This is a genomic window from Pseudomonas hamedanensis (genome assembly GCF_014268595.2).
Classification (GTDB): Bacteria; Pseudomonadota; Gammaproteobacteria; order Pseudomonadales; family Pseudomonadaceae; genus Aquipseudomonas; species Aquipseudomonas hamedanensis.
In genome coordinates this window covers 1,728,006-1,742,897 of sequence record NZ_CP077091.1, presented here as the reverse complement: position 1 = coordinate 1,742,897, position 14,892 = coordinate 1,728,006, and the positions used below count along the sequence as shown (strand labels likewise).

15 protein-coding genes are annotated in these 14,892 nt (G+C 60.7%); 4 read left to right on the top strand and 11 right to left on the bottom strand.

Annotated features, from left to right (window positions below; genetic code table 11):
* Positions 1 to 24: 24 nt before the first annotated feature.
* Both HU739_RS07455 and ycaC read left to right on the top strand, forming a co-directional pair.
* The gene (locus tag HU739_RS07455) at positions 25 to 1,863 is read left to right on the top strand and encodes an amidohydrolase (protein ID WP_186552587.1); all 1,839 of its coding nucleotides are present in this window, start codon (positions 25 to 27) and stop codon (positions 1,861 to 1,863) included.
* Between the two features lie 68 nt (positions 1,864 to 1,931).
* A complete protein-coding gene (gene ycaC / locus HU739_RS07450; RefSeq protein ID WP_016774080.1) occupies positions 1,932 to 2,555 on the top strand; it encodes an isochorismate family cysteine hydrolase YcaC in 624 nt (207 codons plus the stop codon).
* A gap of 213 nt (positions 2,556 to 2,768) precedes the next feature.
* Here the strand turns inward: ycaC and HU739_RS07445 are convergent, their stop codons facing one another.
* Entirely contained in the window at positions 2,769 to 4,196 is a 1,428-nt protein-coding gene (locus HU739_RS07445) for a mechanosensitive ion channel family protein (RefSeq protein ID WP_186552586.1), read from the bottom strand.
* A 325-nt stretch (positions 4,197 to 4,521) separates the two neighbouring features.
* Between HU739_RS07445 and HU739_RS07440 the strand changes: the two genes are divergently transcribed.
* Positions 4,522 to 5,421, top strand: coding sequence for a LysR family transcriptional regulator (locus HU739_RS07440; RefSeq protein WP_186552585.1), 900 nt, complete (start codon positions 4,522 to 4,524; stop codon positions 5,419 to 5,421).
* A 72-nt stretch (positions 5,422 to 5,493) separates the two neighbouring features.
* On the opposite strand, the gene HU739_RS07435 is transcribed toward HU739_RS07440, so the two are convergent.
* Together HU739_RS07435 and relB are read right to left on the bottom strand one after the other, a co-directional pair.
* Positions 5,494 to 5,763: a type II toxin-antitoxin system RelE/ParE family toxin gene (locus HU739_RS07435; protein ID WP_186552584.1), complete on the bottom strand. Its 270-nt coding sequence runs from the start codon at positions 5,761 to 5,763 to the stop codon at positions 5,494 to 5,496.
* A complete protein-coding gene (gene relB / locus HU739_RS07430) occupies positions 5,753 to 5,944 on the bottom strand; it encodes a type II toxin-antitoxin system RelB family antitoxin (RefSeq protein ID WP_186552583.1) in 192 nt (63 codons plus the stop codon). Before relB ends, HU739_RS07435 begins: the two co-directional genes overlap by 11 nt.
* Before the next feature lie 308 nt (positions 5,945 to 6,252).
* Between relB and HU739_RS07425 the strand changes: the two genes are divergently transcribed.
* On the top strand, positions 6,253 to 7,050 hold the full coding sequence (locus tag HU739_RS07425) for a class I SAM-dependent methyltransferase (protein ID WP_186552582.1): 798 nt from the start codon (positions 6,253 to 6,255) through the stop codon (positions 7,048 to 7,050).
* 128 nt (positions 7,051 to 7,178) lie between these two features.
* Here the strand turns inward: HU739_RS07425 and HU739_RS07420 are convergent, their stop codons facing one another.
* The 8 genes from HU739_RS07420 to HU739_RS07385 all read right to left on the bottom strand — a co-directional run bounded on the left by HU739_RS07420 (position 7,179) and on the right by HU739_RS07385 (position 14,887).
* Entirely contained in the window at positions 7,179 to 7,487 is a 309-nt protein-coding gene (locus HU739_RS07420) for an addiction module antidote protein (RefSeq protein WP_186552581.1), read from the bottom strand.
* A gap of 2 nt (positions 7,488 to 7,489) precedes the next feature.
* Entirely contained in the window at positions 7,490 to 7,783 is a 294-nt protein-coding gene (locus HU739_RS07415; RefSeq protein WP_186552580.1) for a type II toxin-antitoxin system RelE/ParE family toxin, read from the bottom strand.
* A 240-nt stretch (positions 7,784 to 8,023) separates the two neighbouring features.
* Entirely contained in the window at positions 8,024 to 8,716 is a 693-nt protein-coding gene (locus HU739_RS07410) for a GNAT family N-acetyltransferase (protein WP_186551993.1), read from the bottom strand.
* The gene (locus HU739_RS07405) at positions 8,713 to 9,903 is read right to left on the bottom strand and encodes a GNAT family N-acetyltransferase (RefSeq protein ID WP_186551992.1); all 1,191 of its coding nucleotides are present in this window, start codon (positions 9,901 to 9,903) and stop codon (positions 8,713 to 8,715) included. The genes HU739_RS07410 and HU739_RS07405 overlap by 4 nt, the downstream gene beginning before the upstream one ends.
* Before the next feature lie 4 nt (positions 9,904 to 9,907).
* Positions 9,908 to 10,597 carry a GNAT family N-acetyltransferase gene (locus HU739_RS07400; RefSeq protein WP_186551991.1) on the bottom strand — a complete coding sequence of 230 codons (690 nt, stop codon included), beginning with the start codon at positions 10,595 to 10,597 and terminating at the stop codon, positions 9,908 to 9,910.
* 68 nt (positions 10,598 to 10,665) lie between these two features.
* On the bottom strand, positions 10,666 to 12,585 hold the full coding sequence (locus tag HU739_RS07395) for a hypothetical protein (protein ID WP_186551990.1): 1,920 nt from the start codon (positions 12,583 to 12,585) through the stop codon (positions 10,666 to 10,668).
* Complete coding sequence (locus tag HU739_RS07390) at positions 12,582 to 13,889, bottom strand: oligosaccharide flippase family protein (RefSeq protein ID WP_186551989.1); 1,308 nt, start codon at positions 13,887 to 13,889, stop codon at positions 12,582 to 12,584. Before HU739_RS07390 ends, HU739_RS07395 begins: the two co-directional genes overlap by 4 nt.
* The gene (locus HU739_RS07385) at positions 13,886 to 14,887 is read right to left on the bottom strand and encodes a polysaccharide deacetylase family protein (protein WP_186551988.1); all 1,002 of its coding nucleotides are present in this window, start codon (positions 14,885 to 14,887) and stop codon (positions 13,886 to 13,888) included. Before HU739_RS07385 ends, HU739_RS07390 begins: the two co-directional genes overlap by 4 nt.
* Positions 14,888 to 14,892 lie beyond the last annotated feature (5 nt).

The window sequence follows — 14,892 nt, the reverse complement described above, 5'->3', positions numbered from 1 at the left end:
TTTACTTTTGCTTGAGGAACTGCGATGAGCGCCGATCTGATTTTATTCAATGGCCAATTTCATACCGTAGACCGCGAAAAACCACTGGCCAGCGCCGTGGCGATCAAGGACGGGCGCTTCGTCGCCGTCGGTAACGATGCCGAGGCCATGGCCCTTAAAGGCAGCGCCACGCAGGTGGTCGACATGAAAGGCCGCTGCGTCATTCCCGGCCTCAACGACTCGCACTTGCACCTGATTCGTGGCGGCTTGAACTACAACCTCGAACTGCGCTGGGAAGGCGTGCCGTCGCTGGCCGATGCACTGCGCATGCTCAAGGATCAGGCCGATCGCACACCGACGCCGCAGTGGGTGCGCGTGGTCGGTGGCTGGAACGAATTCCAGTTCGCCGAAAAACGCATGCCGACCCTTGAGGAAATCAACCAGGCCGCGCCGGACACCCCGGTGTTCATCCTGCACCTGTATGACCGCGCCTTGCTCAACCGCGCTGCTTTGCGCGTGGCCGGCTACACCCGCGACACGCCGAACCCGCCGGGCGGCGAGATCGTTCGCGACAGTAACGGCAACCCGACCGGCATGCTGGTTGCGCGGCCGAACGCGATGATCCTCTACTCGACCCTGGCCAAGGGGCCGAAGCTGCCGCTGGAATACCAGGTCAACTCGACCCGCCAGTTCATGCGCGAACTCAATCGCCTCGGCCTGACCAGTGCGATCGATGCCGGCGGTGGTTTCCAGAACTACCCGGACGATTACCAAGTGATCGAGCAACTGGCCAAAGACGACCAGTTGACCGTACGCATCGCCTACAACCTGTTCACCCAGAAGCCGAAAGAAGAGCTGACCGATTTCCAGAACTGGACCGGTAGCGTCAAGTTGCACCAGGGCGACGACTTCCTGCGCCACAACGGCGCGGGCGAGATGCTGGTGTTCTCCGCCGCCGACTTCGAAGACTTCCTCGAACCGCGCCCGGATCTGCCGCAGACCATGGAACAAGAGCTGGAGCCGGTGGTGCGCCACCTGGTCGAGCAACGCTGGCCGTTCCGTCTGCACGCCACGTACAACGAATCGATCAGCCGCATGCTCGACGTGTTCGAGAAGGTCAACCGTGACATTCCGTTCAACGGCTTGCCATGGTTCTTCGACCACGCTGAAACCATCACCCCGCAAAATATCGAGCGGGTGAAAGCGCTGGGCGGCGGCATCGCGATTCAGGACCGCATGGCGTTCCAGGGCGAATACTTCGTCGATCGTTACGGCAAGCAAGCCGCCGAAGCCACGCCGCCGATCAAGCGCATGCTTGCCGAAGGCGTGCCGGTCGGCGCCGGCACCGACGCCACCCGCGTCTCCAGCTACAACCCGTGGACTTCGCTGTACTGGATGGTCAGCGGCCGCACCGTCGGCGGTCTGGCCCTGTACGAGGAAGGTTTGCCACGCGCCACCGCGCTGGAGTTGTTCACCCACGGCAGCGCCTGGTTCTCCTCGGAGCAGGGCAAGAAGGGCCAGATCCGCGTCGGCCAGTTGGCAGATATGGCGGCGCTGAGCGCGGACTTCTTCAGCGTTGAGGAAGAAGCGATCAAGTGGATCGAATCGGTCATGACTGTGGTGGGCGGCAAGATCGTTTACGCCGCGGGTGACTTCGAAGACCTCGGTCCGCGCTCGATTCCGGTGCTGCCGGATTGGTCGCCGGTGGTCAAGGTCCCGGGCCACTGGCGCCCGAACTCGCCGCTACAGGCGCAGGTTCACCAGTGCAGCGGGCCGTGTGCCGTGCATACCCACAGCCATGAAAAGGCGCGGATGTCGAACGCGCCGGTCAGCGACTTCGCTGGTTTCTGGGGCGCGTTCGGCTGTTCCTGCTTCGCGTTTTGAGTTTGAAAAAAGCGTCGGCCAGCGGGGCCGGCGCTTCCCGCAACAACCATCCCTCCAGGAGTTTTGCCATGAGCGTTCCTTACAAGCGTTTGAACAAAGATGATGCCGTCGTACTGCTGGTCGATCACCAGACCGGTCTGATCTCGCTGGTGCAGGATTTCTCGCCGAACGAGTTCAAGAACAACGTGCTGGCACTGGGCGACATCGCCAAGTTCTTCAAGCTGCCAACCATCCTGACCACCAGCTTCGATGCCGGTCCCAACGGCCCGATCGTGCCTGAGCTGCTCGAGCAATTCCCGGACGCACCGTTCATTCAGCGTCCAGGCCAGATCAATGCCTGGGACAACGAAGACTTCGTCAAAGCAATCAAGGCCACCGGCCGCAAGCAACTGATCATCGCTGGCGTAGTGACTGATGTCTGCGTGGCATTCCCGACCCTGTCGGCGATTGCTGAAGGCTTCGAAGTGTTTGTGGTGACTGACTCGTCGGGCACGTTCAACACTACCGTGCAGCAAGCAGCTTGGGCGCGGATGTCGGCTGCCGGTGCACATTTGATGAACTGGTTCGCCGTGGCGTGCGAGCTGCAGGGCGACTGGCGCAACGACATGGAAGGTCTGGCGCATCTGCTGTCCGAGCGTCTGCCGAACTATCGCAACCTGATCAACAGCTATACCAAGTTCACTGCCAAGTAATAAGTTGAACTGAAAGTGCCCGCTCGTTTGCGGGCATTCTCAGTGCAACTGAACGAGGGGCAGCCAACGATCCCCTGTGGCGAGGGAGCTTGCTCCCGCTTGAGTGCGCAGCACTCACAAAATCTTCGCGGCATGGACGATGTTGGGGCTGCTGCGCAACCCGGCGGGAGCAAGCTCCCTCACCACAGGTTTTGGCGTTTGCAAAGGGGTGGGTTAGCGTTTTTGCAGCCACCCCAAAAAACCGCCTTTCTTCACCGCCACCGGTTTGGCCATCAACGCGAGGCGACTGTTCTGCTGACGCACCGCCTGCAGTTTGTTCAAGGCCCGGCCGACTTCGCTGCGCTTGTCCATGCACTCACGGGTCAACTGTTTGTCGAGGCGATAGATGATGCTCGACGTCAGCGCCGTGAACGTCGCCTGGGACGGTGTATCGGCGAGGATGCTTTGCTCACCCATGACTTCGCTCGGGCCCATGCGCCCGGCCTCGGTCTGGTCATTACCGTCCGGCACCGTCGCGCTGACCACACCCGTGGCAATCACGAACAGGCTGTCCGGCACCTCGTCCAGACCCAGCACCACCTGGCCCGCCGTGTACTGCTGCGCAACCATCGACTCGGCGAGGCGGTCGCGTTCTTCGCTGCTCAACGAACGGAAAATCTTCACTTCATCCAGCAACGCGCGGGCGCGGCTCGACGGTTCGATGACGCCGTCGGGATGTCGCGAAATCCCCGCCGCTTCGAGATGACGGTGGGCGAGGTCGAACAGCTGATTGCGCACTTCGCTTTTCTTGCCCAGCTCGGCGATAAAACCGCTGGCAACGTACTCGGACATGGTTTCGCCGGCCTCTTTGAGCACTGCTTTCGGCGCGGGACTGAGCAACAGCGAACTGCTGCCCTGCAAGGTCCGATCAAGCGCATCGAGCACCCGACGCGGACGGATATGGTTCGGCATCTGGATGCTGATCGACACGCCGTGCATGTTGCTCGGCCGGCTAAGATTTACGATTTTCGCCTTGGCCGCAACCGAGTTCGGCACCACGGCCATGGTCCCGGCGCTGGTCAGCAGGTGGGTGGCGCGCCAGTCGATATCGAAGACCTTGCCTTCGACGCCGTCGATCATCACCAGATCGTCTACCTGATAGGGCTTGGTGGTGTTGAGGACGATGCCGGAAAACACATCGGCCAAGGTGCTTTGCAGCGCCAGACCGACAACGATCGCGACCACACCGGACGTTGCCAGCAACCCTTTGACCGGCAGTTCCAGCACGTAGCCGGCCGCCGCGACGATGGCGACCAGAAACACCAACGCGCCAATCACGTCCTGCAACAGACGACCGCTGTGACCGATGCGGCGCATCAGCGCCAGGCCGATCACTTCGGTCAGCACCCTTGCGGCGTACAACCACCAGAGAATCCCCAACGCCGTCGCGCCCAGTTGTGCCACGCGATCATCGGCGAACAGCGGTGCCTGCAACGGGCTGACACCGGCGTTGATCACCAGCGCGCTGAATGCCAGAAACAGCGCCAGACGTACGCCGACTCGCGGTGCGCGATGGGTGAAGGGCGAGAAATGCCAGAGTGCGGCGTCAAGCAGGAGCAGGACGGCGCTCCAGGACAGCAGGTGGGTGAGGAAAAAGGTCATGACAATCTCCGGCGTTACATAAGTATTGGCGAAGGGCATTTGTGGCGAGGGAGCTTGCTCCCGCCGGGTTGCGCAGCAGCCCCAAAATCATCCATGCCGCGAAGATTTTGTGAGTGCTGCGCCCTCAAGCGCGAGCAAGCTCCCTCGCCACAGGGCGTCGCCTCAGTTCAGATGAGTCGACGCAGAGCGTGGGAACGATCAGATGGCAGCCTCCGGCAGCTCCTACCTGTGCAGGGTTGTTTTCAAACCGTGAGCACAGATTAATGGGCTGCTGAAAAGCGAAAAAGCAGCTATAAAGCGTTTAACTGTCCACCAGAGAGCGACAATGAACCCGTTCGAAGACATGCGTATTTTTTGCCAGGTCATGGACTCCGGCAGTTTCACCGCCGCTGCCGACCAGTTGGGTCTGTCCAAGCAATTCGTCAGCCGTCGCTTGATGCAACTGGAAGAACGCCTCGGTGTGCGTTTATTGAATCGCTCGACACGTCGCCTCGACGTCACGCCGCTGGGGCAGAGCTATTACGAATCGGCGCTGCGTTTGCTTGGCGAGGTGGAACAGGTCGAGCAGGGCATCGCCGGCGAGACCGCCGAGCCACGCGGGACAATTCGCCTGAGCGCGCCGCTGTCGTTTGCCGTCGCGCATCTGGGGTGCCTGTTGCCGCTGTTTCTGCAGCGTTATCGCGAGGTCACCGTCGAGGTGGACCTGAGCGATCGACCGGTCGACCTGCTTGGCGAGGGCTACGACCTGGCCCTGCGCATCGGAGTGCTGGAAGACTCGACGCTGATCGCTCGGCGCCTCGCCAGCATCGAGCGGGTCTATTGCGCCAGCCCGGCGTACCTCGCCGAACGCGGTACACCGCTCAAGCCTGAAGACTTGCACAGCCACGACTGCCTGCCTTACGGCCATGGGCGCTCGGTGCAATGGCGCTTTAACGAAGGGCCGGGCAAACCGGTGCTGGTCAACGTCACCGGACGCATGCGCGTGAATAACGGCGAATTGCTGCGGGACGCGGCGGTGCAAGGGATGGGGATTACCTATCTGCCGACGTTTATCGTCGGCGCGGCGCTGAAAGACGGACGGCTGGTGCCGGTGCTGGATGATCTACGCCCGGAACCGCTGACCCTGTCGGCGGTTTATCCGCAGCATCGTCAGGCCTCAAGGCCGGTGCAGGCGCTGGTGGAGTTTCTGCGTGAACGGCTTAATCAGAGTCACGTGAATCTTTGATCGTGCGGCTTCTCAGGCAAGCGGTGTGTTATCGAACGAGCGAACGTCACACCGTTTTTTCCAGCGACGCCGTTATGGATATTCCTGTCGAGTATGCAAAACGCTCAGAATCTCGATTCGGTCCGTCACTTCATAAATCACCACGTAATTAGGATGTACAACGATTTCCCGAGTGCCGGGAGAACGACCTTTACGGTAGAGACGGGGATGAACAGAGAGTGAGGTTGTGGATTCTTCAATGGATTTCGAGAGACTCACTGCGGCTGTAAAGTTTCTCTCGCCAATGTATCTGAGGATGTTCGATAGATCGGCCTTGGCTTCGGGCCGCCATTTAATCTGCATCGGCCTTTTTTCGCATGGACTCGATCAACGCATGCATTTGCGCCATCACTTCGTCATGCGCGAAGCTCGGACGTGGGTCATCTCTTGACGCCTGCACTTTGGCTCGCAGCCAGCGATCATGACTGGCAGCCTGCTCTTCGCTTTCAAACTCTGAATCAGCGGGGAAGATTTTGCTGTCCATAGTGCCTCCGGGATCAATGCCTGGCAGTCTATTCGGTACAGGGATTGCTGTCGTCGTTGTCTGGATGAATTGCACGTTTGTCGAACTCCATCGGTATCTGGTTGTTCCGACAAATCCTAGACTGAGCGCGTCCGACGGCCAACCGACGGAAGATGTAGGAAAACATTCGCGGTTGCCAAAATGCCTTTCTTTTTCTGTAGGACTCGTTGGCGGGCTCCGTGCGGTGGGCTTACAACATCGCAACAACCGCAACTCCGGATCCGTTCTAGACTCACGTCGCTCAATCAAGAGCCTCACCGGAGTGCGCCATGGAAGTGCCCAACCCCCAAACCGCCATCGACAGCAATCGACAGGCGTGGAACGATTCCGCCCGCCATCATCAGGATTCACCGGATTGGCAGGTATTGCTCAGCGACGTTGCGCAGGCGGATTTTTCCTGCTTCGACGACACGTTGCGCGGCTTGCTGGAAGTCGACGGCAAGGACGTGATTCAACTGGGCTGCAACAACGGCCGTGAAAGCCTGTCGCTGTTCGCGCTCGGTGCGCGCAGTGTCGTCGGCGTGGATCAATCCGCTGCGTTTCTCGAACAGGCCCGCGAGCTGAACAGCCGCTCGCCGCACAACACCGAATTCATCGAAAGCGATATCCATCATCTGCCTGCTTCATTGCATGGCCGCTTCGACGTCGCGTTGATTACCATCGGCGTGCTGAACTGGATGCCTGACATCGGCGAATTTTTCCGCCATGTCGCACAAGTGCTGAAGCCGGGCGGCAAGCTGGTGATCTACGAGACCCATCCGTTTCTGGAGATGGTCGACCCGCAGGCTGAAGATCCCTACCGCCTCGTCAGCTCGTACTTCCGTGCCGAGCCGTTTGTGCAGCAAGAGCCGATTGTCTATGTCGGCAAGGTTGAGCAGCCGGCGGCCAAGTCCTATTGGTTCGTGCATACGCTCGGGGCGATCTTCAGCGGCGCCATTGGCGCGGGGCTGAACATTGTGCATTTTCAGGAATATGCGCATTCGAATCGCGAAGAAGTGTATGACCGCTACCTGAATCGGGAGGCGCAGATGCCGATGTGCTTTACCCTGATTGCCAGTAAGACCTGAAGTTTGTCGGTGCAGCTGCTGGCCTCATCGCGAGCAGGCTCACTCCTACAATGGATAGGTGTAAGGCGACTATCCAGTGTGGGAGCGAGCCTGCTCGCGAAGGCGGCCTACAGGTCGCCGCAGCCATTTCAGGATACGGAGTGATTGATCCCATGCCCCGGCTGCGCACAAAGATCGATGCCCAGCGCATGAATCACCTTCAACACTGTGTCAAATCTCGGCTTCGCTCCGGGAGCGAATGCTTTGTACAAACTCTCGCGGCCCATGCCTGAGTTTTTGGCTATCTGCGTCATGCCTCGGGCCCTGAGCACGTAACCGATCGCGCGAAGGAACTCTTCGCTGTCTCCGTCTGCTAGCACCTGAGACAGGTATTCGCTGATGGCTTCGTCACTGTCCAGCAGCGCGACCATGTCGAAATTCGTCAAAGTCTGGCTCATGGTTAAACCTCCTTTGCCATTTTTTGTGCGCGTCGGATGTCTGCGCTTTGTGAGGATTTATCGCCTCCGGCCAGCAGAACAATTACTGCACCGTTGCGGATGGTGAAATACACTCGGTAGCCCGCGCCTACGTCCAGACGCATCTCAGAAACTCCATCACCGACCGATTTGGCGTCGCCGAGATTACCTGTTGAGGCTCGATCAATACGACGCGCGATGGCCACTTTGGCTCGCAGGTCTCGGATCGAGCGGTGCCAAGCCTGGAAGGTTGCAGTTTGCTGGATAAGATAAGTCATTAGTCGACTGTATCCAAGTAGATACGGATAAACAGTCGGCCAAGTCTTTACTGGATGTTGGAAGTGTCGTCAGTGGCTGTAGGCAAGAAGCCAATCGATTGTGAGAGTTGCGGTGCAGCTACTGGCCTCATCGCGAGCAGGCTCACTCCTACAATGGATAGGTGTAAGGCGACTATCCAGTGTGGGAGCGAGCCTGCTCGCGATGGCGGTATCAAAACCGCCTCAAATATCCAGTCTGAATCAAGCCTGCGCCGCCGCCGTCGCTACCGGTCTTTGCGGCTTGCGCAGCGCCTCCAGCCTTGACTCGTTGTAGCGCGTTTCGCGGAAGAAGCGCCAGTGCCCGAACAGGTCGTAAACGTGGGTAATCCGCCCTTGCTCTTGATAGCCCAGGCGCACATGCATCTTCAGGGCCTGGATATTGGCGCTGTCGCAGACATCCACCACTTTCTTGAAGCCTCGGCCAGCCATGACTTGCCACAGTGCGGTCTGTGCATCGACGGTCAGGCTGCAGCCAAAATAGGGCCGGGCAATTTCGCCACCGAACTGGAAGTATTCACCGGGCTGGACCGCGAACGTGCAGCGATAGAAGTGGCGGTCGAAATAGTCGCGATCGCTGGCCCAGACGAACCCGACCGTGTGACCGTCCTGGTCCAGGTACATGTGCCCGGTATGCCCTTCAGCGGCCAGCTCGGCCATGGTCCGCACACGGTCACCAAAATACTTGCTGAAGGCCTCGGTATTTTCCTCAGTGATGTCGACTCGGTGTAACCCTTCACATGGGCGCAGATTGTGTGGGGCAATCGGCGTGACCAGATCGCGCTCCATCCAGAGCAATTCACGGTGAGCGAATACGTAGCGTTTCCACAGCGCGCCAAGGGTGCGGCGCAGACCTTTTTGTTTGATGCGCAGAAGCAATTCTTCGATGACGTTCATGATGCTCTCCGAGGCGCTGGCCCAGGTGTGGTGGATGATGTTGCCGGTTGAGTTTCGGATGTATGTGCCGCCGCCGGGTTGCCGGCACGCTGTGCGCGCCTTTTTTGCAGGACCGGTTTGACGTAGTGCCAAAGACGCAGCCCAAGGCCCAGCAGCAAGCCACTGGGGCGCCATGAATAGAAGCTCCAGCGCCATTGTTCGATCTGGCCGGTCATGCGCTCGTGCAGTTGATGGCTGGAGTTATCCAGGCTGACCCGCGACGCATCGATCCAGCGCCATTGCTCGTCCAGGCCCCAGCGAATCCACTCCTCCAGCAGCACCCGACCGCTGCCCAGATCGGCATGCTGCGGCAGGAACGCAAGGTTGTAGTCGTAGAGTCGACCCTGCTCGAGCAGGCCCAGCCGATAGCTGATGCAGCGATCGTCCAGCTCCAGCGTCACGACCCGCACCAGGCCTTGAGCGGCGAGGGCGGTGAAAGCGCTCGCCATCCACTGACGGCTGCGTTCGGTGGCGAAAATCCCGACGCCCTCGTCACCTTTCCAACTGACCGACTCGACTTCCTGCAGCGCCTGTAGAACCGTCGGCATCGAAAGCGCATCGGGGGTGATTCGCCGTACCTGGGCGCCGCACGCGGCAATCCGTTTGCGCGCCCGACGCAGTTTGTAGCGCGGATCGCCGCAAACTTCCTGATGGTCGGTTTCGCTGATCAGATGCACCGGCACTCGGCAACTCAGGCGCCGCTCAGCAGTGGAGCTACGCGCCATCCATTCGGTGAGGGCACTTTCTTCACCGGCAGGTTCCGACAGTTCATTGAGTTGCAGCAGCGCATGGGGCAGGCGCTGGCGGATCAGCACCAGCGCAGCGCGCATGTCCTCGCCGCCGAGCAGCGACAGCAGGGCCAAGCGATCGGCCAGCGGATAACCCAAGTGATGCAAGACGCGAAAGGGCAGGCCAGCGAAGCGTTCGCGGCTGGACACCAGTGGCAGGCACAGGCGTAATGCCTCTGCATCCCAACCGAGCAGAATCTGCAGGCGCTGGTCCTCGCCCAAGGCCTGCTCTGCCGCGCACATCCAGCCAAGGTTGTTGAACGGCGTGTGGTCGGTCACGCGCAGGCGCAACGCTTCGTACGCGGTTGCCGGAAAGTCGGCGGTGCACAGGGACGTGCGCCATTCGAATCGCATCGCCATAGGTTCAGGTCGCCGTGGCTGTGACAGGTGGACGGGAGGGTTTACGCAGCGCTTCGAGGCGTGAACCGCTGTAGCGGGTTTCGCGATAGAAGCGCCAGCGGCCGAACAGCGTGTAGATATTCATGATCCGCTGTTGTTCGGTATAGCCCATGCGCAGGTGCAGCTTGAGCGCCGGGATGTTGCTCGAGTCACAGACATCGACCACTGTGCTGCAACCCTGAGTGGCCATGGCTTTCCACAATTGCAATTGCAGGTCCACCGACAACTCTGTGCCCCAGTAGGCGCGGGCCAGTTCGCCACCGAACTCGAAAAACTCGCCGGGTTTTACCGGGAACCGGCAGCCGTAGTAATGCCGATCAAAATAGTCGTGCGGCGTGCCCCAGATAAACGCCACGGCATCACCGTGCTCGTCGACATGCATATGCCCGGTGTGCCCGTCATCGGCCAGCTCGGCCATGACGCCGACGCGGTCGCCGAAGTAACGAGTAAAGGCGCTGGCGTTGTCTGCAGTGATTTTCATCACACGCAGTGGCGGGTAAGGTTTGAGGCTGTGCGGCGGTACCGGGCTGACCAGGTCGCGCTGCATCCACAGCAGTTCCTGATGGGCAAAAAGGTACATTCTGCGGATCTTCGCCAAGGTCGCTCGCAGACCTTTTCGACGGATATGTCCGCGGAGTTTTTGCAAAACTTCCATGGTTCTTTCTCCTGATGAGGGTGCCACGCACAGCAACCGGTTCGCGGGGCAGAACAGCGCAGGCCGGTTCATGAAGCGCTCCAGTCCAGGGCAAACAGGGTTTGCCCTGGCAATTGGAAACGCAGGCGGCCGTTTTCGCAGGCAAACGGTACGTCGCGGCTGCGATTGTCGGCGCCGAAGAAACGCAGGGCGCCTTGGTTAAGCGGGCACTGGGCGCCGCTCAGATCAACGCGTTGCAGGCGTGTGCCTTTGTTCACCCCGAGCAACGTGCGCTGCTCGCCGCTGGCCATCGCCAGCACATCCACTTCGAAAGCGTCGTTATCCAGTTGCAGCACGTGCGGCAGCCAGTGCCGAGCGATGAATTGCTGGGCAAGGCCCACCGGTTTCAGCTCGACGCGGCCGTTGTCCAGAATCCGCACCATGCCCTTGGCATACGGCGGCTCATCGGCTGCCTGAAACCAATTGAGCATGGTCAACAAGCCGTCCTGAGAAGCATTGATGACGACCGAGGCCCACCACAGCGCGGCGTAATGGGTTTCCTGATCGTAGGGGCTAAGGCTGGAGCCGCTGGACAGGTTGGTCTGGTCCAGCAGCAAGGCCTTGCGCGGTTGACCCTGACTGTCGAGACCGACCAGCTCGGCGGCACGGCGCACGCTGTCGCGGTAGACCCGGGTCGCGAGCAAGTCGCGCACCATCCATTCGTGCCAGGCCAATGCGTCGACCTGATCGGCGGATTCGTTGAGCAGTTGCCGGGCCCAGTCGATCCCGCGTTTGCCCGCCGCGTTGCGAGTGAACGGCCCGTTGACCAAGCGTGAGCTGGCAGGCATGGCGATACGCACCCCGGCCTTGGCATTGGCCGGATCGCTGCGCACCTGGCGGGCCATGCTGGCAAAAATCGCCCGATAATCTTCGTAGCTCGAATAATTGAGGTTCGGCTCGTCGGCAAAGCCGATGTAATGCGTGCCTTGGCCACCCAGTGCGCGAGTGCTGGCGAGCCAGGCTTCAAGGCCGTTGCTGCTTTGCACATCGGCGCGCAAATCGGCCCGACGCCCGGTGCCGGCGAGCAGGGTGATGTCCTGGCGGATGCCAAAGCGAGTCTGATAGAGCTTGCGAACCGGGTCTTCGAAACGGGCATTTTTCGAAGTGACGTCAACGTAGCTGTAATAACTCGCCGCACTCGGTTTCAAGGCATCCAGTGCAGCATGACTGGTCGCGGGCGGCATGAGATTGGGCAGGGCAATGCCCAGATCCGGCGTGCGTCCGAGCACCTTGGTGTGCAGGGTCAGGCGAGTCTGGCCCGGTTCTTCATGCAATGGCTGGAGGTGCTCGGGATTCTGCGCAAACAGGTTGGCCGTGCCGTCGAGCCAGAACGCCGCTTTGCCGCTGCCCAGCAGGCGCAACCGCCACGTCTGTTCGCGGTCGCTGACCGGCAAGGCCACTTGATCGAATTGCCAATAGGCACGGTGGGGCTTGAGGGCCAGCGACAGCTGTTGTCCATCGTCCACGCGCTGTGCTTGCAGTGCGTTGACGCCGCCATGGTATTTGCCGTTCAGCACCGCGTGTTCGCCCGGTGCCACCTTGAAAAACAGCTCATCGCCATTGCGGGTTTCGACACTGAAATGCACTTTGGCGGGACTGAACAGCGCCACGGTCTTATCGTCATGCTCGACGCGGTAACTGCGGAAACTGTAGCCGGGAATCTCCAGGCGATAACTGGCAGCCCCCGGCACCAAAGGCCAGCGCTGCGAACCGTGGGTTTCACTGGCTTTGATCGACCGTTCGCCCTGCAAACGGCCCTGACCGTCGAGCAGATAGATATGCTCTTCATTGGCGTCAGCCTGCCACGCCGGAACCCAGCGCACGGTGACGGTATCCGGGCGATCGGCTCGCAGATACAGGCTGCCGTCGCGGATCTCGCCCCACTGCATGGGCGCCGCGAAGGCGTGCAGCGTCATGCCCAGTCCGAGCAGCAGGGCCAGGCGCTTCATGCGGCTTTCCTGCGGTGTAGCATCAGCCACATCGGAGCGATGTCACCGGGCAGGATGAACAGCGTGTGCCAGAACGGCACGCCGCTCAGTCTGCAATAAAGCACCAGCATCGCCAGGGTCACTGCCAGATAAGCAATCGAAGACGCCGCCGCTGCGCCGACGATGCCGTGGCTCGGGATGAGCAGCAGGTTCAGCCCCAGATTGAGCAACGCGCCCACGCCCATCATCAGCGAGACGGTCGCCGGGCGATTCTTGCCGATCAGGTCTAGGCGCAGAATGCTTGCGTAGCACAGGCCCAGCAGCCCCGGCAGCAATGCCAGCAGCGCTGGATAAGCCGGTTGGTAGGCGACGCCGAACAGGGTCACGATCAGCCATTCGCCGATCAGCGCCATGGTGACGCAGGCGCCGAGCATCACTGTGGCGGTCAGGCGCAGCGCCAGCGGAGTGACCTTGTCCATGCCTTTGTCCTGTTGCAGCAGGCGCTTCATCAGCGGTGTGGTGACCGCTTCCGGAACGATCAGCAGCAGTTCAGCGGCGGCACTGGCCATGGCGTAATGGCCGAGCGCAGTGCTGCCCAACAGGGCGCCGATAAACAAATAGTCGGAGCGCAGAATGACCTGTTGAAACAGCAGGTCCGGATGGCTGCGCGCACTGAATCGCAGCAGCTCGTTCTGGCTCGCACGGTCCCATTGCAGTTGCAGTGGTTGTGCGCGTTTGAGCCACATCCAGCCCACCAGCACCACCAAACTGATACCGGCCAGCCAACTGATCAGTGCGGCTTCGAGTGCCGCTTCTTTCCACATCCAGAACAGCGCAACAAACAGCAGCAGCGGCGCCAGCGATTCGATCAGACGCAAGACATTGAACGCGACCACGCCGCCCGACGCGTTGTGCAAGGTCAGCAGGCCGCTTTTGAGAACCGTCAGCGGTACCGCCAGCAGCAACAGCCACGCCAGCAGACCGAGCTGCATCGTGACATCGAGTTCACTGCCAAATTCTCGCGCCAGCGCGACCACCAGCAATGTCAGCAGCCCGGCCAGCAGACAGCCAAACACCAACACCTGAGCGAGCAACAAACCCATCGGCCGCTGGTTGGCCGCTTGATAACCGACTGCCGAATTCAAGCCGCCGCTGGTGGCCGCACTGATCAGATCCGGCAGGGTGCTGAGCAGGGCGAACAACCCGCGTTCGCTGGGGCCGAGAATCCGCGCCAGCAACACATTGCGCAGCAGGCGCAGGGCGATCATTGCCAGTTTGGTGCCCATGCTCAGCGCCAGATGCCTGAGGTAGCTGCCGCGACTCATGGCCGTGCCCCGCGAAAGATCCGTAACGACAGCAGCTCCGGATTGCGCGCGGTGCGTTGGCTGACGCCGAAGCGCGGCAGGTTCAGAGGATCGCCGGCGCCGCGATAAAGTCCGGTGGCCGTGCCAAGCGCAAACGGATAATCGTGGTTGGCGACCTGCTCGCGGACCCGCTGATCGTTATCGCCGTTGGGGTAGCAATACACCGGCAAGGGACGATTGCAGCCGTTGTGCAAGGCATCGCGGCTACGGCTGATTTCTTCGTGCAGACGCACGTCGTCCAGTCCGGTGAGGATCGCATGACTGGCGCCGTGTGGGCCGAAACGCACCAGACCGGAGGCTTCCATGGCGCGCACCTGATGCCAGTCCAGCGCTTGCGGCAACGACTCCGGCGGACACTCATCGGTCAGACGTTCAAGTTCCTGCGGGTCGAGGCTTTTTAACCCTTGCAGATAATGCAGCAACGCCAGGCTGCGCCGGTCGACGTCGATATCGTCGAGCAGCACCGGCAGCGGGTGACCGGTGATGCGCAGGTATTCGATCAGGTGCATCCGCGCCTTGTCGCCATGACTGCCCCACAGCGTTTCGCCAACGCTTTCCCACCAGAAGCGCTGCCGGCTGCCAATAAAATCAGTAGAAAGAAAAACGCTCGCCGGCACTTGGTGTTTTTGCAGCAGCGGATAGGCGTGCACCGCGTTGTCCCGCCAGCCGTCATCAAAGGTCAGCGCCACTTGCGGGCGTTCGGTGCGCAGGGCGTTGGGCTGGAGCAGTTCCATCAGCGGCACGCAATCGAAATGCTTGCGCAGCCACATCAGCAGGTGTTCGAACGCCTGCGGGCCGACGCACAGCTCATTGCGGTGCGGCAGGTTGGCGGCGCGGTCATTGGCCAGCACGCGGTGCAGCATCAGGATCACGCCCGCGCCGTGCAACTGGTTGCGCCCCACGGATGAGTTGAGATAGAGCCAACCGCTGGTGCGTTTTATCAGCTGTTTGATCGCCATGGCAT